Origin of the sequence: Acidipropionibacterium jensenii (genome assembly GCF_005890135.1) — a bacterium.
Classification (GTDB): Bacteria; Actinomycetota; Actinomycetes; order Propionibacteriales; family Propionibacteriaceae; genus Acidipropionibacterium; species Acidipropionibacterium jensenii.
In genome coordinates this window covers 1069624-1088179 of sequence record NZ_CP040635.1, presented here as the reverse complement: position 1 = coordinate 1088179, position 18556 = coordinate 1069624, and the positions used below count along the sequence as shown (strand labels likewise).

Sequence of the window (18556 nt, the reverse complement as noted above, 5' to 3'; positions counted from 1 at the left end):
ATGGCTGGTCGACTGGCCGTTCGACGGTTTCGTCCGGTGACCTGGTTGGCGATCGGGTTCGTCAAGGTCTGGCGCCTGGTGATCTCCCCGATGTACGGCAATGTGTGCAAGTACAAGCCGAGTTGTTCGGCCTACGGCCTTCGGGCACTCCAGGTGCACGGGGTGCTGCGCGCCACCCCTCTCATCGTGTGGCGGATCCTGCGCTGCAACCCCTGGTCCAACGGCGGCTACGACCCGGTTCCCGGAACACCCGAGGCTGACGAGTGGGCCGAGCGCCAGGCGGAGCGGGTTCGCGACGTCGCCTCCAGCCGTTCGGGGGCGTGCGGACCAGAGGGTGGTGCCAGCACCGACTCCTGCGCGGTGTCCGCGTCCCTGCGCGTCGATGAGGATGCACAATTGGACGAGATGACGACCGCTGAGGGTCGGCACCGCCCGGAGGCCTCCGGGCCCCACACAGTCCCCGGGTCGCACGATCCGGACGATTCCGCGGACAACACCGCGACCATGAACCATTCTCGGGCCGGCCGGTCCGGGAAGTACCTGCGGGACGGCGGTCTTCCGTCTCTCGCGGGGTACACCCGCTGATACCTCTGAGGTGAAGAACTGATGATGAGCCCGCTGGTCATTCTTGGCCTGTGGAGTGGACTCCAATCGCTTGGCCACGCCATCATGATCCCGCTGTACTGGGCAGTCTCCGGACTGCTGGTACTTTTCCACAAAATGTGGTCGCCGCTGCTCGGCGCAGACTCCGGATGGTCCTGGACCTTGGCGATTGTCTTTCTGACCATCTCCATCCGAATCATCCTCATTCCACTGTTCGTCAAGCAGATCAACACGTCTCGGCAGATGCAGCTCATCCAGCCGAAGATGAAGGCCATCCAGGAGAAGTACGGCGACGACCGTGAGCGCTCCGGTCAGGAGATGGCCAACCTCTACAAGGAGGAGGGGGTCAACCCGACCGCCTCCTGCCTGCCCCTGCTGCTCCAGATGCCGATCTTCCTGGCCCTGTTCCGGGTCCTCGACGGTGCGTCGAGGGGGATCGCGCGCGGCAAGTTCCTGGTGGAGAATCCCGATCTGCTGAACTCGCTGCGACACTCCAAGATCTTCGGCGCAAATCTGTCGGGCCGGTTCCTGCCGTTGAATGATGGTTTCGGCGGTACTCAGATCGTGGCCATTGTCCTCATCATCATCATGGTGGTGACGCTGTTCTACACGCAGCTCCAGCTGATGCGGAAGAACATGCCGCCCGAGGCTCTCACCGGGCCCATGGCCCAGCAGCAGAAGATGATGATCTACCTGTTCCCGCTGATGTATCTGTTCACCGGCGTGAGCTTCCCGATCGGCGTCATGCTCTACTGGTCGACCACCAACCTGTGGACGCTGGGACAGCAGGAGATCCTCATTCGGAGCAATCCGACACCGAACACTCCCGCCTTCGTCGACTGGCAGGAGCGGATGCGCGCCAAGGGCAAGGATCCCGACGAGATCGAGCGGCGTCGTCGCGAGAAGGGACGTCGCAAGTCCGTCAAGGCGACCACTGTCGCGGCCGGTTCCGATGAGTCCGGATCGGCCGTCGTGGCCCGCCAGGGGGGCGTGACCCGCCAGACCGTCCGCAAGGCCAGCGACGGCACGAAGCAGGTGGTGCGGCGACAGCAGCCCACCCGCAAGACTCGTGCCGACCGCAAGCATTGAGGTCGGGTCCCCCAGTCGCTGACGGTCATGGGATCGTCACCATTGTCACCAGGTTGCGGGCCCTACCGTCCGCTGGATGAAGGAACCAATTTCATGAGTGAAGAGAGTGCACAGCCGCAGGCCGACGTCCAGGTTGATGACGCGGTGGCAGAGGTGACGATCGAGTCGACCCAGGTGGGCGAGGAGCCCGTGGAGGTCGTCTCCGAGGTGGTCGTCGAACCTGCCGATGAGGCAGATGCCGATGCACAGGCGCCGGCTCCGGAGGAGGTGGACGTGGTCGAGGTCGTCGAGGAGGATGCCCCGGTGGTCGTGGTTGAGACTGCCGAGGCCGCCGAGCCTGCCGGGGATGTCGCCGGCGAGGCTGAGGAGTCCGGGACCGACGACACCGAGGGTGCGCAGGCCGCCCCCAAGGATGCCGAGGAGTCCGAGGAGGGCGAGGAGGGCGAGGAGGGCGACGTCGATCCTCTCGATGAGGAGGGCGATATCGCCGCCGACTACCTCGAGGAGCTCCTCGACATCGCCGATCTGGACGGTGACATCGACACTTATGTGGAGGCCGGGCGTGCCCACGTCTCCATCGTGACCGATTCCCAGACCCTGGTCGGCAAGGACGGGAAGGTGCTGGAGGCCCTCCAGGAGCTGTCCCGACTCGCCGTGATGACCGAAGCCGGTCACCGCTCACGGCTGATGCTCGACATTGCCGGGTACCGCGAGGTGCGCCGCAAGGAGCTGCTCATCCTGGCCACCGAGGCGATCGCCTCGGTCAAGGAGAGCGGCGAGCCGGAGCACCTGGCCCCGATGAATCCATTCGAGCGCAAGATCATTCATGACGCCGTGGCGGCAGCCGGACTCTCCAGCGAGTCGGAGGGTGTGGAGCCCCGCCGGCATGTGGTGATCTCGGCCTGAGTCTGGTTCGGCAGAGCCTGTTGCGCGCTCCCCATCTGAACCTGCTGTGCGTTCTCGGTTGAGGGCGTGTGGGAGTGGCTGCCTGTAGGCCGAGGGTAGTGGGCCGGAGGTATTCAGTCGAGGGTGGTGCCCTTCACGGGGGACGTCGGGAGTCCGTTGATGCGGACCTCGACGTCCCCCGTGGTGCATTTCCCGTGGCGAGCGTTCTGTGGGGAGCTGTACCGGGAGCTATACCCGTGGTCGGTTCCCAAGGAACGCGGCGTCGGTGGTGCCTTCCACCGTGGCGTCTTCCGCTGCGGTGTGCTCCGATGTGTTCCGTCGGTGCTTTCGCAGAGCGGGGCCCGGGAGGCATGGTTTCCGCATCACTCGGGCCAACTGCATCACCCCGCACGTATGGGCATCGGATGAAAGCATGCGCACAGTCCGTCGATGAGCGGAAAGGACATTTGTCGACAAATAGACATATCGGCGAAGCGATGGTGAACCCCGGCGGCCTCGTGCGCTGGTGCCCAGCTCGCGTCGGTGGTGCCGCGAGCGCTGTCTCCATTGTGAGCCTGTTCTGCTCGATCCTGGGGGTGGTGTGCTGGCCACGAGCAGTGTCCCAAGAGGTGAGCCTGGTGGACTCAAGACTGACCACCCGGGCTCACACACGAATCCGGTGGCAGCTGGGCCCGAGAGAGTGCGGGTTGAGCTGGATAGCTGCCGGTCGTGCCCTCGATGGGGGGCTTCGGGGGGGTGTCTAGACGCCTGAATCCTTAGAAGTTTGCAGAGAGAAGTCGTTGAAACTGATCCTAAAAGGGCTGGAGAAGCGGCCCGGGTAGCTCTCCAACAATTCTTGTGATCCGGTCGGCGCAGCATGGCTGCAGAGCGGCACATGGGGTGTTGATCATGGTCCGGGGAAGGAGTGTTGCCGGAAGCTGACGCGCAGCGAGCCGATGATCTCGACCGGTCTGGTGATCATGGTTGGGCCGGGGAACCGGCGCCGGATCCGCACGTGACCCGTGGCTCTGGCAGGAGCATAGTCCGGCTCCTCGGTCGTTCGAAGGGTGTCGGGTTGAGAGTGTTGCCGCGGTGCGTGGCACGGAAGCGATGAGATGGGAGACCTCGCACGTGCGAAGAGCGAAGATGTCGGGAAAGATGGCAGGCATGGCAACAAAGGATTCCGAACTTCAGACTGCGGCTGAGGTGTTCGACACCGGACTCGCGCAGATAAAGCAATATGTCGACATATTGACATCGCGCGGTGTGGAATGGGGTCTTCTGGGACCCAAGGAGGCTCCGAGGGTGTGGGAGCGGCACATTCTCAACAGTGCCGCACTGACCTCTCTCATCCCGGAGGGATCGCGTGTTGCTGATGTGGGCAGTGGCGCTGGACTTCCTGGAGTCCCTCTGGCCATCCAGCGCCCCGACCTGCGGGTGACTCTCATGGAGCCCCTGCTCAGGCGGTTCAACTTCCTCAGCCAGGTGGTTGAGGAGCTGGGTCTTGGGGATCGCGTCGATGTTCTTCGCGCCCGGGCTGAGGACTGCGATGAGCGTTTCGACATCGTCACCGCCAGGGCGGTCGCGAAGCTGCCGACCCTCATTGGCTGGACGAAGAGCCTCTTCCTTCCCGATGGGTACCTGCTGGCATTGAAGGGAGTGTCGGCTGCCGACGAAGTGAAGGGGTCGGCCAAGGCGCTGAAGGCCGGGGGCCTGGAGGCCGAGGTCCTGGTTGTGCGTTCTCATCCACAGGCCCAGGTGACACACGTCGTGCGAGTTGGCAGGAGCAACTGACTCCGGGTTGTTGTCACGACGCCCGGGCTAGTGGGCCGTCGTGACTGGAGGTCGCGCCATCGTCGATGTCGTCCCGGAGTCCAGTAGCGGCGCACTGGGAGTGGCCTGCCAGCGGTGCGTCCTGGTGATCAAGGAGGCCCGCGTGGGACTGCGGCGACGATCAGGGCTGTGTCCGTGCCGTTGTGAGTGCGGCGGACACGTGTTCCGGTTGGGCAGCGCGGCCCTTCGCGAGCTCCCCACTGAGTGGCGCGAGAAGCGGTTGAACGAGAAGCGGCTGGGTTGAGTTCGCCGTACATCCCGGCGCTCGGGTCGGGTTGGGAGGGGCTCAGCCGGAAGGCCTGTCAACCGAGCGGCGACCTGCGGCGTGAGGATCAGATGGGTCCCAGGTGTCTCCGAATGTGTGTGGATGTTTCACGTGAAACATCGAAGGGGACTCGTCGGTGAAAGCGGCCGTGGGCCGGCGCCCTGAGAGGGGGGCCAGCGTCCGCTGAGTCACCGAACGGTTGTGAGGAGCACCTGATCAGGATGTGCCGCGTGATCCTGGATGGCGTCGCCGGAAGATGGAATGGGCGCCCGCACGGCGAGTGACTGGCTCGACGTCCCGGGGTCCACCAACACGCCATCCATCGTGAAGACCACTTCATCGCGAACACACCGCGGGGAAAACACTGCGGTCCCAAGGCGAGTGGGCTGAACTCGGGTGTTGCCGATGATGAACTCGGGGTGAGCCTTGGGGCGGGCAGGTCAGGGTGTCGTGGCACGGAGTCGGGAGGCCGACTCTGAAGTCTGGGTCCGGAGTCCAGGGCGGGACGAAAGCCACAGCCGAGCAGCGTCGTGAGAGTGGTTGGGCTGACACAGCGGCGGGCAAAGTGGGCCGAGGTCAGCTGGTTGAACCGGGAGGTTGGCACACCGTCTTACGACGAGTCGCGGAGCTACGCCGACTAACCCTCGACGTGTGCGGGGCTCAAGCGGTGGACAGCCTGTGGATATGTGGATAAGTCGACATCGGGGCCGGCGGCAGTCCCGCCGTCGATCAGCTGGGGAAGAGAGCGTCAGGTGAAGACTCTCAGTGGGAGAGCGCAATGAGGACCATGTCGGTGCCAGGTGCCAGGTGCCAGGTGCCAGGTGTTGCGAGCCCTGGCTGGTGCACCCGGTGCACCCGGTGCGGCCGGGAAGGCGAGAGGCAGCAATGATCCCTTCAAACCAGGTCCGCGATCCGTGGCGCTGCCTCGACGATGCAGCCTCCTGTGGATAACTGTTCTGAGTCAGGGGAAGTTGTCCACAGCTGGACTGTGTCGTGATGAACCTGGGGTGACCCACGGCTAGAGTGTCGTTGCGGCCCGCGGTCAGTCGGCATTGTGTGGAACACGCGATGTTTCACGTGAAACATCGATGCTGCATGTGACTGCGATGGGCATGTACATCCACTCCACGCATAGCCACGGAGGATATCCATGAAGGACGAGGTCCCGGTCTACAAGGACGCTCCCAAACGCGCGGCCTTCGAGGTGTCAGACGTACCGGAGCAGCAGAGCCCCGAGGCCGACAAAGCAGATGAGGCCGAGCTGCGCGCTCTTCCATTGACTCTCCCCCGGCCGACGACTCGGCGTGTGGTGGGAGTGGCGAACCAGAAGGGTGGAGTCGGGAAGACCACGACGGCGGTCAATCTCGCAGTCGGCCTGGCGATGAGTGGACTGAGGGTCCTGCTTATTGATGTCGACCCACAGGGGAATGCCTCAACGGCCCTGGGGATTCCGCATGAGATCGGAACACCCGGCACCTACGAAGTGCTGGTCGACCAGGAGAAGATCTCCCCACTGGCGCAGATGAGTCCCGAGACTCCGGGGCTGGAAGTGGTTCCCGCCACGATCGACCTGTCGGGTGCGGAGCTCCAGCTCGCCATGGCTCAGAATCGGGAGAGGCGGCTGAAGGACGCCATCGATGAGCACCTGAAGGACCACGACATCGACTACGTGATCCTCGACTGTCCGCCCTCTCTCGGACTGCTCACCATCAACGCCCTCGTCGCAGCTGACGAGGTCCTGCTCCCCATCCAGTGTGAGTACTACGCGCTTGAGGGGGTCACTCAGCTGCAGCGCACCATCACGGCTGTTCAGAAGGCGTTTAATCCGCAGCTGACGCTGACCAGCATTCTCATGACGATGTTCGACAAGCGCACCCGTCTCTCGGCCGATGTGGTCGAAGAAGTGCGCCAGCACTTCCCAGGTGAGGTGATGACGACGCTGGTGCCACGATCCGTTCGTGTTGCCGAGGCGCCCAGCTACCAGCGATCGGTCCTGACCTATGAGCCACGATCAACGGGAGCAGTGGCCTACCGGGCGGCCGCCGCCGAGTTCGCCAAGCGGCACAGCAAGGCCACGGTCAGTGCTGGTCAGACCGGGACCACAGGGAAGTCAACATCCAAGGGACAGCGGAAGAGGAGGGCATAAATCATGGCGAGCAAGCACCAGGGTGGGCTGGGACGAGGGTTCGGCGAGTTCTTCCAGCCATCGGCGCCGGTCGGCACCAAGCCCGTGGAACCCACTCCCGACGGCACCGTGACAGAGGCTGACACTGACGCAGCGACACTGACGCGGCCATCCGGACATGAGGATGCCGCGGGCCGGACTCCAGAGGAGACCGAGACGACCGGCTCCTCGACCGACAGTCACGCTGACCAGGTGACTGGCTCGCAGGCTTCAGAACCAGTACACGGCCAGGGGGATGCCGCACCCGAGGAACCCCATCGTGACGGCTGGTCCCAGACCGAGGGCACGGAACTGGTGGATGGTTCTCGTCTTCAGTCGGTCGCTGTGAACAAGATCCATCCCAATCCACGGCAGCCCCGTCGTACCTTCGACGAGGAGGCGCTCCTCGAGCTGTCTGAGTCGATCGCCGAGGTCGGTTTGCTGCAGCCCATCGTGGTGCGTCCAGAGGGCGACAGTTATGAGTTGGTCATGGGCGAGCGCCGCTGGCGGGCTACCCGGCTGGCGGGACTCGAGAGGATTCCCGCAATCGTCAGGACCACTGAGTCCAAGGATCTACTGCGTGACGCCCTGCTGGAGAACCTTCACCGTGCTCAGCTCAATCCCCTCGAGGAGGCTGCTGCCTATCGGCAGCTGCTGGATGACTTCGAGTGCACCCAGGACGAGCTGTCCAGAAGGATCAAGAGGTCCCGATCGCAGATCGCCAACACTCTGCGGCTCATGAGGCTGCCGAGACCCGTCCAACGGCACCTCATCGATGGATACCTCACAGCCGGCCACGCTCGCGCACTCCTCGGTGCCAAGGATGCGGAGGATCAGGTCAGCATCGCTGAGAAGATCGTCGATGAAGGGCTCAGCGTAAGAGCCACTGAGACCTTGGTGAAGTCCGTCAACGACTCGAAGACCACGGTGAAGCCGCATATCCGCCGCAAGCCCGGAAGCGACGAGGTCGCCCTTCAGCTGGCCACTAGGCTTGCCGATGTCTACGACACCGAGGTGAAGGTCAAGCGCAGGAAGGGTCGGGGAACCATTACCCTGGGCTTCGAGGACGACAACGACCTTGATCGCCTTATGGGGATTCTGGAGCGGACCCAGGAGCCAGCGACAGATCACTAGATCTATATATCGATTTGTCGACATATAGACGTGTCGGTCGTGGTCCCGCTCAGCGGGGGACGCGGTTGGCAAGCCTGCACCCGCCTTGGCAGGCGGGCGTCACAGGATCCGGTGAGCGCCACGGGGCCCGGTTGTGCGCTGAAGGGTGACGAGTGCCGCAGTGTGAGAGCGGCAAACGGCAGGGCGGGTTCAGCATGGGCACCACGTCCATGATCACAAGCTCTCCCGGCAAGTCCCCCCATGCCGAGCCCGACGAAGGTGAGGCTTGTCCAGTCGCCGTGCGCGGGTGAGGGGCCGGCAACCCATCCACGCTGTGGTCGTCACGGTGGAACTCTGCTGCCCAGTAGCTTCGGGCGGCAGTGAGCCATGTGGGGTGGGGCCAGACGGCACGTCTGCGTGTCGAGTGCTGGTTGAGTGCCGGAGAAGAGCCTCTCAGTGCCGCTGCGAGAGAGCCGCAGAACAATCAGATCATGCTTCTGGCTAGGAACAATAGAAGATGATCATGCTGGCATGGAGATGTGGATCATGATTGGCACCAGTGTGGCCATCTGACCGCACAGCCCTGGTTCCCAGTGGGCCAGGGCCACAGGAGTCCGCATGCGTCAGCTCCTGCTGACAGCAGCAGACTACCCCGACCGGCGCACATGCCTCTCCTGCGGCCTGAGGGAGCTGGCTGGGACTGGCTCGTCAGGCAGACAGTCTGGCGCTGCATTGTCTTGGCGACAGGTGGGACTGGCCGGTCAGGAGGAGAGTGGCACGTGCCTTGTCTTGGCGACAGGTGACACCCACTCGACTCGGCGAGGGGTAGAACTGGCAGGTCGTGGGTAGCGGGCCGCCAGGTCCCCTCGTCACGAGGTGTGCCGACCGAGCTCGGTTGGCCCTCAGGCCTGTTCCGGCGAGTCGGAGTAATAGGCGGTCGACTCAGCGATGCGGCGATTCACATCGGTGCGCGCGTAGTGCTCTGCGACGAAGGACAGGAATGGCACGGTCCCGGCCAGGGCGATGATGGCCAGTCTCCACAGCGGCCAGCCCGCTCTCCTTCCCAGCATGTACGCGGTGATGAGCAGCAGTGCGTACAACCACCCATGGGCGACGCCGACCACACTGGTCATCTGGGGCATGTCGGCGAAGTACTTCAGGGGCATGGCGACGCAGACGAGCACGATGAGGAGAGTCCCCACGACGTAAGCCATCACCCGGTAGCGCAGCAGGGCGCTACGGACCGCGGGGATGTCGTCTGGCAGGATCCAGGGCTCCTGATCGTCGGGGCCGGACTGTGTGGGTTCGGATCCGCCGTCGGAGGCTCGTGGCTGGTCGGGGGTCTCATAGAACGCGTCACTGGTGACGTCGTCGACAGGATGCTGCTCGGGCACGCCCCTCAGGCTACTCGGACACCGGTAGGGGCCTCGACCACTGCGAGGAACCGCCTGCCGAGGTCGGCAGCGACATCTGCAAGGGCCGAGTCGGCCGCCCCGATCTGCTGGGAAGCAGTCAGCGCCGTCTCCCGTGACGCACGGACCTGCCATCCCGACGTCTCAGAGAGCCGCAGCCACCCGTCGAAGATGGACTGATCGGCCTCGGGGTGGAACTGGACTCCCCACGCACGCGGGGCGAACCGCACCGCCTGGGGCTGGCCGGTGGGGTCGGTGGCAAGCCGAGTCGCACCCGTGGGCAGGCTGACGGCGATGTCGTCATTGAAGTGAATGGCCTCCGATCCCGCGAGGCCGCCGACAAGAGGGTCCTCCCGGCCCTCGTCGAGCAGTCCGACTGGAGTCATTCCCAGCGTGACGTGATCGCTGCGGCCCACCTCCCCACCGAGTGCGACGGTGGCGAGCTGAAGTCCGAGGCACACTCCGAGGAACGGTGTTTCACGTGAAACACTCGAGCGGATCAGTTGTCTGACAGCTGGCAACCAGCCCCAGACATCGTCGTCCAGGCAGTTCTGCGTGCCACCCATCACGACCAGAGCGTCGGCGTCGTCGATCGACTCGGGTACTGGCTGGTGCCACGCCTCGATGACATCCAGGGTGCAGCCGAGATCGGTCCACACCCGCTGGAGGTGACCCAGCGGGCACTCAGGTTGGTGCACGATGACGCGGATCAGAGTCATGACGAGGATCCTAGGCAGATGCCCGTGTCGAGCGTGTTACCACCCTGGACGCCCGGAATCGTCACCTGGACGCCTGGAATCGTCACCTGGACGGTATGACTCCAGCTGGGTGCCCTGCAGTGACTGGCCGGTTGACGCCGGAACCACGGTCAGTGCCGTGCGTTCCCACCGTTGCGGTTCTTGCCTGCCGCCCGGGCGAAGACGATCGACATCCCCAGGGCGAAGGCCGCGAAGGCCCACCACTGCAGCGCATAGCTGCGGTTGCGTGCCCCACCGTCGGTCTTCGGCAGCGGCAGGGTGGCCGCCTGCATGCCTCCGCGTGCGGCGTCGTCCTTCCCGAGGGTGATGTAGCCCGGCACCATCGGCTCCGGCCACGACTGGGCCAGCACCTCGAGACGCAGTGCCGGCAGGATGGAGGCCGGCATGTGCACCGACGGGCTCTGTGCCTCGGTGGGTTGGGCATCGGATGCGAGCAGGACGCCGACGAGGGTCACGGTGCCGCTGGGTGGCGCGGTGACCTTGGAGACCTGGCTCACCTGCCCGCGGACCACCGGAATCACCTCACCCGAGGTCATCCTCAGTCCCGTCACGACACGCAACGGGTAGGAGGTGCCGACCAGGACCTGGGTGTCCTTGAGGTAGCTGCCCGTCACCTGGACGCGGCGTCCGTAGACGTCGCCGGCCTCACTGTGACGCTGCTGGTTTCCGGACCACATGACCGGTTGCTGGCTCGCGCGAGCCTGGGCGGTACTCGCCCGCTGCGACTCGAAGACGTTCATCTGCCACAGTCCCAGCCCCGTCATCACCACGGCCAGCACCAGTCCGAGGGTGACCAGGAGGAACTGGGTGAGGCGAACCGAGACCTTGCCCGAGCGTCCACGACGTGCGGCCGACGGCGATGCACCTTCCCGGGAGGTCCGCGACACAGGTTCGGTGGGATCAGGCATCGTGGGCGGCGTCGGAGACCAGACGGGAGCAGACCTCCGCCAGATCGACACCGGCGGCTCGCATGCCCACCGGCACCAGGGAGGTGCCGGTCATGCCGGGGGCGACCCCGGCCTCCAGGAAGACCGGTCGTCCGTGCTCATCGATGATGGCGTCCACCCGCGAGATGCCGTTGAGGTCGAGGGTCTGCTGGACGGTCCGGGCCATCTCTGCGGCGGCCCGGGCCTGGGTCTCGGTGATGTCCGCCGGCGCGGTGAGCCGGGTCTCCCCGGCGGTGTACATGGACGCGTAGTCGTAGACGCCACTGGCCGGCCTGATCTCCACGGCGGGCAGCACCTCGGTGCCCTCCCGGGTGGTGAGTATGCCGATCGCGAGCTCGGTGCCGGTGATGAACTGCTCGATGACGACCATGTCGTCATAGGCGTAGGCGGTGGCCATCGCCTGCGGGAGGTCGGCGGCGTCGGTCACCTTGGTCACCCCGAGGCTCGACCCGCCCCGTGCGGGCTTGACGATGAGCGGCAGTCCGATGCGCTCGGTGAGGGCCTTCACGAGTTCGACCGCCCCCAGCTCGCGGAAGATGTCATGTGGCAGCGCCGCCTGGCGAGGCGTCGTCACGCCGGCCCCGGCCACGATCCTGGTGGCGATCGACTTGTCGAAGGACACCCGGCAGGTGGCCGGTCCCGAGCCCACATAGGGAATCCCCAGGAGTCGCAGCACCTCGGGCAGGGCGCCGTCCTCCCCGACCCCGCCGTGCAGCATCGGGAAGGCCACCAGCCCCTCGGTGCCGAGCAGGGTGGGGACCAGACCGGAGTCGACGTCGGTCTCCACCACCGTGTGACCGGCTCGGCGGAGGGCCTGGGCCACGGTGCGGCCGGACTTCAAGGACACATCTCGTTGGTGGCTCAGACCACCGGCAACGACGACGACGGGGTGCTTCATGGGGCCCATTCTGTCAGGAGGTACCGCCCGACGTCGGGCCGACACCTCGCGAGCACCTGACGGACCGCACCACGGCCCACATGACAGACCGCAACCAGCTCCCCCCGGCGACCCGCACGACGTCCTGCACTGCAGCGGGAAGCCCGGCCCACTGTCACAGTGAGTTGGGCCCGGGGCCGAGATCGCGGGAACGCGAGCCGACAGAGGGTCCGACACCGAAGGTCTCGCGGATGTCCAGCTCACGTCGCATCACCCCGGCGAGCCGGTCGACACCCAGCCGGATGCGCTCGGGAGTCGGATAGCAGTACGACAGCCTCATGTTCTGCTGTCCCCGCCCGTCGGCGTAGAAGGCCGTGCCGGGGGTGTAGGCGACCAGCTCGGTGACCGCACGCGGCAGCATCGCGGCCGAGTCCAGCCCGTCGGGCATCGTCAACCACACGAAGAAGCCCCCCGAGGGGTGGGTCCAGGTGGTGCCCTCTGGCATCTGCTCGGCCAGCGACTCCAGCATGGCGTCGCGCCGCTGGCGGTACATGTCGATGAACACCCGAACCTGTTTGCGCCAGTCCCAGCTCCTCAGATAGGTCGCCACCGCGAACTGGCTGAACACCGGCGGGCACAGGGTCGCCGACTCCTGGGCCAGCACCAGGCGTTCGCGCACGAAGGTCGGTGCCAGCGCCCAGCCCACCCGGAACCCGGGCGCGAAGGTCTTGGAGAAGGATCCCAGGTAGACGACGTTCTCGGGAGTCATCGAACGCAGCGTCGGCAGCGGGTCACCGTCGAGGTTGAGCAGGCCGTAGGGGTTGTCCTCGACGACCAGCAGATCCAGTCGTCGGGCCTCCTCGGCCAGCGCATGGCGCCGCTCCAGGCTCTGCGAGATCCCCGACGGGTTCGAGTGGTTGGGGATCGTGTAGAGGAACTTCACCCGCTTGCCGGCCCGACGGGCGGTGCTCACCTTGACCCTGAGGTCCTCTGGATCGATCCCCTCCTCGTCCATCCCCACGTGGACCACCTGAGCCTCGTAGGAGGCGAAGGTGTTGAGCGCCCCGACATAGCTCGGCGACTCGGCCATCACGACGTCCCCGGGATCGCAGAAGATCCTGGTGACGAGGTCCAGCGCCTGCTGGGAGCCACAGGTGACGGTGACGTCGTCCGGGTCGGCGTGGACTCCCTCGACCGCCATCACCTGACAGATCCCCTCGCGGATCTCGGGCTCCCCCTGCCCGGAACCGTACTGCATCACCTGGGCGCCCCGGGCACCGATGAGATCCTTGAGGACGTCGCCGACGACGTCGAGCGGGAGGTCGCTGATGTTGGGCATGCCACCGGCCAGGGACACCACCTCGGGACGGTTGGCAACCGCGAACAGGGCGCGCACCGGGGAGGTCTTGAGGCCCAGGGTGCGGTTGGCGTACAGCCGGTGGAAGTGGTCGAAGGTGGTGTCGATGCGGGTCTGGTGGCGGGTGGGCTGCTGTTCGTGAGGTGTCATGTCGGTGCGCTCGCTGCTCGTGCTGAGGGTGGTGGGGGTGGGGTGCTGCGAACCGGCGCGGGCCGGCTCAGTAGCCGCGGCGGCCCGACAGCCTCGGCGGCGCCCGCAGCGGGAGCGATGAGGTGTGCGAGGTCGGGTGTGGTCTGGCTGAGTCGGTCTGTCATACTCACCCGGCTACTGTGCCTCAGAATCCGGTCCGGTACCTAGAATGACACGGCTGAAATTGTGCGGTTTCTCACTCCGCGAGCCCGTTCTGCGGCAATGGGGTGCCCGCTCGAGTGGCCGCACCGGCACCCTGCGGGGACGAGGTCGACGCGGTTCTGGAGCCCGGCTGTCGGGGATGGCGGGTGTGCGGCAGGATGGGAGCACGGTCCGGGAACCACTCGGATGCTGCTCCAGGGCAGGAGGTCCGGATGCCCCTCAGGCGATTGCGCCCCGTCACGCGGGATCTGGTGGATCGACTTCGCGGTCTCCCGGACGATCCGGCCGCTCATATGTGGGGGCTGGGCCATGGCGATCCGCTGCCCGACTGGGCCGAGGCGGCACTGGAGACCTGGGGAATGATCGGCGTCAGCTACCACGGCCCCGATGGACTCGGATTCCTGCTGGTCGCACCGGGCGACGTCCTGCCCCCCGGCCATCCGATGGGTCGTATCCCTCGGGCGCGAGGAGCCGCGGTCGTGGTGGCCGCCCTTGCTCCCCAGCCCGGGCACAGCAGGGACGCCGGCTCCGGACACGGTCGCAATGGCGCGGCGGGGCACGGTACTGGGTGCGGCAATGAGTCTGGTGGTGGCTCTGGGCACGGTACGGTGGCTTTGGGCCGGCACGGTCGAGATGGCGAGAACGGACCTGGCCGCTGGCACAATGTCGATAAATCGACCAACCGACATGACGACTCGTCAGACTCCGGCTGGGGCGCGGCCGGCGCAGCCGTGGAGGATCGTGATCCCTTCCACTCGGTGGCCGGTGGCCATCAGCTCACCAGCTTCCTGGTGGGCCGACTCCACGGCAGCGTGACGGCGATCGAGGCCGGCGGGGTCGAGACGCTGTCGCGCGACCCGCGGGTCGCCCCGACCACCTGGTGGGAGCGTCTGGGGTTCAGGCTGGTCGACCCGCTGGATGCCGCACCGGTGCGCAGACTGCATCTGGACCTGCGGGGCACGGTGGTCGCCGACGACTGGGGTCACCGGATCCTGGGATGGGTGAGACGGTGGTCCCCCGAGGTCGCGCCCGAGCCCAACAGCGCCCAGAGGCAGTAGCGCCCGCGGCGGTGGTGCTCAGAGTGGGCTGCGCGGAGACCTGGGGCACGGAGCACGAACAGCCAGCGTCGTGGCCCTCAGACCCGTGGTCCCGACTCGCGAGGTCCCTCTCGGCCCGGACTGACCACCGGCCGAGGATCCGTCCGGTGACTCAGTTGGCGGTGAGGTTGAACTGGAAGGAGTACAGCGCCGCGTTGTACACGTGGGAGCCGTACTCGATGACCTGTTCCCTGGCGTCATAGGCGGTCCTCTGCATGGTGAGCAGGGCCGCTCCGGCGGAGATCGCCAGCCGGGAGGCGTCCGCGTCGTTGGCCGACCGTGCGCCGATCGCCTGCTCGGCGGCGACCGGACGCAGCCCGCGCTCATCGAGGCAGGCGTAGAGGCCGAACTGACTGAGCTGGGTGAGGGAGGGGGCGATGTCGGCTCTCAGCAGGTTGGACATGAAGGCCAGCGGACGCTCGTCGATGAGTCGGAGTCGTTCGATCCGGACGATCTCGTGGCCCTCCTCGCAGTGCAGCAGGGCCGCCTCCTCGTCATTGGCGAGCCGCACCTGGTAGCTCATCACCTGGGTGTGCGGTTTGAACCCGGACTTCACCAGGTCGTCATTGAGTGAGGTCAGGGACAGCGAACGCCTGACATGGGAGGGGGTGACGCGGGTGCCGGCGCCGCGCCTGCGGGTGAGCAGTCCACGCGCGACCAGGTCCTGCAGGGCGCGCCTGGCGGTGGGCCGTGAGACGCTGAGGCGCTGGGCCATCGACACCTCGTCCTCGATGAGCCGGCCGGCCTTGAGGGCCCCCGACAGGATCAACTCCTCGAGGGGTTGGGAGATCTGCCGGTAGAGCGGATCGGCGGAGTCGCGGTCCAGATCGATCTGCGGGATGAAGGGCTGGTCTGCCTCACCGTCGGCAGCTGAGGTTGAAGTCGTCGTCATGGCCTTTGGATGGGGTTGGGAGGGCGGGCTGGCGGTCCATGAGAGAACATAAAGCCAGTATCAGTCGAACGTCCCACAGTGTAGCGACGGAAGGTTCGTTCGGCAGCGAATTTGTGACATGACATGCAGCGCCCGGAAAGGGAAGGGGACGGCGGCCGGTTCCGACGAACCGGCCGCCGTCCGACGCCCCTGTGACCGACGCCGACCGGCGTCGGTCCCCCGAGTGAACTCAGAGACCGAAGGTCTCGTGCAGGTACTTGCGGGCGTTGAGGGCCTGGACGAAGGGATCGGCCAGGGCCGGGTCCTGTTCGGCCTCGATCATGAACCAACCCTGGTACCCGGCGTCGATGACCGGCTTGAGGAGCGGGCCGTAGTCGGTGGCGCCGTCGCCGGGGATGGTGAAGACGCCGGCCAGCACGGAGTCCAGGAAGCTCAGGTGCTCGTCGTGGGCCTTGGCGACCATCGCCGGGCGGACGTCCTTCATGTGCACGTGGCCGATCCGGTCCGCGTAGCGGGTCGCGATGTCCTGGGGGTCCTCACCGGAGAACAGCAGGTGGCCGACGTCGAGCAGCAGCTTCACCTTGGAGGGATCGGTGTTGTCCATCAGCCGGTCGATCTCGGCGGTGGTCTGGACGCCGGTGCCCATGTGGTGGTGGTAGGCGATGATGAGGCCGGCCTCGGCGGCGCGGTCGCCCAGCTTGTCCAGCCCGGTGGTGAGGTTGTCCCACTCCTGGTCGGTGTAGGTGGGCTTGCCGTCGAAGATCGGGATGTCGCGGCTGCCCTGGATCGTGTGACCCTGCTCGGCGACATTGATGCAGTCGGCGCCGAGGGCCGCCATGTAGTCGCGGAAGGCGATGAACTCCTTCTCGACCTTCTCGTAGGGCTCGGTGGTGAGGTGGAGGCCGCACCACGCGGCGGCGATCCGGATGCCGCGCATCTCGAGCTGAGGCTTGAGGACGGCGGGGTCCTTGGGGTACTTGTTACCGATCTCGGTGCCCTGGAACCCCGCCAGAGCCACCTCGGAGAGAATCTGCTGGTAAGTGGTGTCTCCTCCAAGCGATGGCATGTCATCGTTGGTCCAGCCGATCGGGGCGATACCCAGCTTGATGGTGCTCATGATCTCCTCGCAGTTGCCGGGGCGGATCGCGCGGACGCTCGTCGTCCGCCAACTCCGACCGCCCGGATGGGCGCAGCCGTCAGTCGTTGACGTCGGGATAAGTCTGCCTCGGCACGCCATCTATGTCAATACATTTACTCCCTGTCGGTGTACACCGGGGGTGGGGGCGGTGCTGAGATGATGCCGGGACCCTGCCGGAACGGCGTCGGGGTCGGTGTCCGCGGTCGATCTGGCGGCCAGGGACGGGGGCTCTCGGTGCACAGTCCCGCTTTGTGTGCACAAAATGCTGCGGGATCGGTTAGGATGATTCCCGACACCGTGAACGACCACGGTTCGAGTGAATTCTGGTTCCAATGAAGGACTCAAGAATGTCGGTACAAATTCCTGAAACCATGCGCGCCGCTGTGCTGCGGAGCATCGACAAGGGGTTGGAGGTGCAGACCATCCGGACCCCCCACCCGAAGGCCGGCGAGGTACTCGTCAAGGTCAGCGGATGCGGTCTGTGCCACTCCGACCTGCATGTGATCAGCGGGGCGATCGCCTTCCCGCTGCCCGCGGTGCTCGGCCATGAAGTGGCCGGCGAGATCGTCGAGGTCGGCCCCGGCAATGAGCACAATGCGCTGGAGGTGGGTCAGCGGGTGGCCGGCGCCTTCCTGATGCCCTGCGGCCAGTGCGAGGCCTGTTCCGAGGGTCGCGACGACCTGTGCGCCCCGTTCTTCGACCTCAACCGCATCCAGGGCAAGCTCTACGACGGCACCACCCGGCTGGCCGATCTGGACGGCACCCCGATCGCGATGTACTCGATGGGCGGCCTGGCGCAGTACTGCGTCATCCCCTCCACCTCCGTGACACCGGTCCCCGACGCCATCGACCCGGTCTCCGGGGCCATCCTCGGCTGCGCGGCGATGACCGCCTACGGTGCGGTGCGCCGCGGCGCCGACCTGCGCTTCGGCGAGACGGTGGCGGTGGTCGCCACCGGCGGGGTGGGCTCCAACATCATCCAGATCTCCAAGGCCTTCGGAGCCAAGCAGATCATCGCCATCGACGTCGCCGACGACAAGCTGCAGGCCGCCCGCGCTCTGGGCGCCACCGACGTCGTCAACTCGATGACCGCCAATGTCCACGACGCTGTGTTCGCCGCCACCGGCGGCCGCGGGGTCGACGTCGCCTTCGAGGCCCTGGGCCGCCCGCAGACCTGGGCCTCGGCCCTCGACGCGCTGCGCGACGGCGGTCGGATGGTCCCGATCGGGCTGGGTGCCGGGGTGCAGACCGCCGAGGTCGAGATCAACCGGACGGTGCGCCGCTCCCAGTCGATCCTGGGCAACTACGGCGCCCGGACCCGCCAGGACCTGCCCGAGGTGGTGCGGATGGCGGCCGCCGGAGCGATCAATTACCAGGAGATCGTCACCCGCCGGTTCTCCCTGGACGACGTCGCCGAGGGGTACGACCTGCTGCGGCAGGGCCACATCCAGGGCCGTGGAGTGGTCGACATGTCGCTGTGACCTCCTCGATGAGGTGGGCCACGGACTAGCTGTATGAGCACCCGGTGGTCCGTGCGGCCGACGCGAGGTCGGTCGCACGGACACTGGGAGCGGGATCGGCGCTGGGAGCGGGATCGGCGTCGGGAACGGGATCGGCGTCGGGAACGGGATCGGGATCGGCGCCGGACCCCGGGACACGCTCAGGGCGATGACCGCAGCCGGGTCATGGGTTCGGTCGGGGCCTCAACACGCTCAGGGCACCGATCCCTGGGGTGTCACCGATCCCTGGGGTGTCCCCAAAGAGGGGATGGCGGC

General features: G+C 66.3%; 15 protein-coding genes. 8 read left to right on the top strand and 7 right to left on the bottom strand.

Features of this window, described 5'->3' with window-relative positions:
- The 6 genes from yidD to FEZ32_RS04675 all read left to right on the top strand — a co-directional run bounded on the left by yidD (window position 1) and on the right by FEZ32_RS04675 (window position 7973).
- Window positions 1–585 carry a membrane protein insertion efficiency factor YidD gene (yidD, locus tag FEZ32_RS14175; protein ID WP_420809252.1) on the top strand — a complete coding sequence of 195 codons (585 nt, stop codon included), beginning with the start codon at window positions 1–3 and terminating at the stop codon, window positions 583–585.
- A 21-nt stretch (window positions 586–606) separates the two neighbouring features.
- The gene (yidC, locus tag FEZ32_RS04695; RefSeq protein ID WP_097799721.1) at window positions 607–1692 is read left to right on the top strand and encodes a membrane protein insertase YidC; all 1086 of its coding nucleotides are present in this window, start codon (window positions 607–609) and stop codon (window positions 1690–1692) included.
- A gap of 303 nt (window positions 1693–1995) precedes the next feature.
- A complete protein-coding gene (locus tag FEZ32_RS04690; protein WP_244937952.1) occupies window positions 1996–2598 on the top strand; it encodes a Jag family protein in 603 nt (200 codons plus the stop codon).
- 1137 nt (window positions 2599–3735) lie between these two features.
- Window positions 3736–4371 carry a 16S rRNA (guanine(527)-N(7))-methyltransferase RsmG gene (gene rsmG / locus FEZ32_RS04685; protein ID WP_420809259.1) on the top strand — a complete coding sequence of 212 codons (636 nt, stop codon included), beginning with the start codon at window positions 3736–3738 and terminating at the stop codon, window positions 4369–4371.
- Between the two features lie 1448 nt (window positions 4372–5819).
- Window positions 5820–6821: a ParA family protein gene (locus FEZ32_RS04680; RefSeq protein WP_138680068.1), complete on the top strand. Its 1002-nt coding sequence runs from the start codon at window positions 5820–5822 to the stop codon at window positions 6819–6821.
- Between the two features lie 3 nt (window positions 6822–6824).
- On the top strand, window positions 6825–7973 hold the full coding sequence (locus FEZ32_RS04675) for a ParB/RepB/Spo0J family partition protein (protein WP_138680067.1): 1149 nt from the start codon (window positions 6825–6827) through the stop codon (window positions 7971–7973).
- 881 nt (window positions 7974–8854) lie between these two features.
- Here FEZ32_RS04675 and FEZ32_RS13890 read toward each other — a convergent pair.
- The 5 genes from FEZ32_RS13890 to FEZ32_RS04650 all read right to left on the bottom strand — a co-directional run bounded on the left by FEZ32_RS13890 (window position 8855) and on the right by FEZ32_RS04650 (window position 13453).
- Window positions 8855–9346, bottom strand: a complete 492-nt coding sequence (locus FEZ32_RS13890) for a DUF3817 domain-containing protein (protein ID WP_338028428.1) — start codon at window positions 9344–9346, stop codon at window positions 8855–8857.
- Between the two features lie 5 nt (window positions 9347–9351).
- A complete protein-coding gene (locus FEZ32_RS13885) occupies window positions 9352–10083 on the bottom strand; it encodes a type 1 glutamine amidotransferase (RefSeq protein WP_138680065.1) in 732 nt (243 codons plus the stop codon).
- A gap of 149 nt (window positions 10084–10232) precedes the next feature.
- Window positions 10233–11030 (bottom strand): SURF1 family protein, encoded by a 798-nt coding sequence (locus FEZ32_RS04660; RefSeq protein ID WP_097799717.1) that lies wholly within the window; start codon window positions 11028–11030, stop codon window positions 10233–10235.
- A complete protein-coding gene (locus FEZ32_RS04655) occupies window positions 11023–11967 on the bottom strand; it encodes a D-alanine--D-alanine ligase family protein (RefSeq protein WP_138680064.1) in 945 nt (314 codons plus the stop codon). Before FEZ32_RS04655 ends, FEZ32_RS04660 begins: the two co-directional genes overlap by 8 nt.
- Before the next feature lie 154 nt (window positions 11968–12121).
- Complete coding sequence (locus tag FEZ32_RS04650) at window positions 12122–13453, bottom strand: aminotransferase-like domain-containing protein (protein ID WP_138680063.1); 1332 nt, start codon at window positions 13451–13453, stop codon at window positions 12122–12124.
- 452 nt (window positions 13454–13905) lie between these two features.
- On the opposite strand from FEZ32_RS04650, the gene FEZ32_RS04645 reads away from it, so the two are divergent.
- Window positions 13906–14712 (top strand): hypothetical protein, encoded by an 807-nt coding sequence (locus FEZ32_RS04645; protein ID WP_138680062.1) that lies wholly within the window; start codon window positions 13906–13908, stop codon window positions 14710–14712.
- 151 nt (window positions 14713–14863) lie between these two features.
- Here FEZ32_RS04645 and FEZ32_RS04640 read toward each other — a convergent pair whose 3' ends face one another.
- Window positions 14864–15643, bottom strand: a complete 780-nt coding sequence (locus tag FEZ32_RS04640) for a GntR family transcriptional regulator (RefSeq protein ID WP_138680061.1) — start codon at window positions 15641–15643, stop codon at window positions 14864–14866.
- A 229-nt stretch (window positions 15644–15872) separates the two neighbouring features.
- The gene (gene iolE, locus FEZ32_RS04635) at window positions 15873–16760 is read right to left on the bottom strand and encodes a myo-inosose-2 dehydratase (protein ID WP_097828625.1); all 888 of its coding nucleotides are present in this window, start codon (window positions 16758–16760) and stop codon (window positions 15873–15875) included.
- A 368-nt stretch (window positions 16761–17128) separates the two neighbouring features.
- On the opposite strand from iolE, the gene FEZ32_RS04625 reads away from it, so the two are divergent.
- Window positions 17129–18262, top strand: a complete 1134-nt coding sequence (locus tag FEZ32_RS04625; RefSeq protein WP_175415721.1) for a zinc-binding dehydrogenase — start codon at window positions 17129–17131, stop codon at window positions 18260–18262.
- Window positions 18263–18556: the final 294 nt, after the last annotated feature.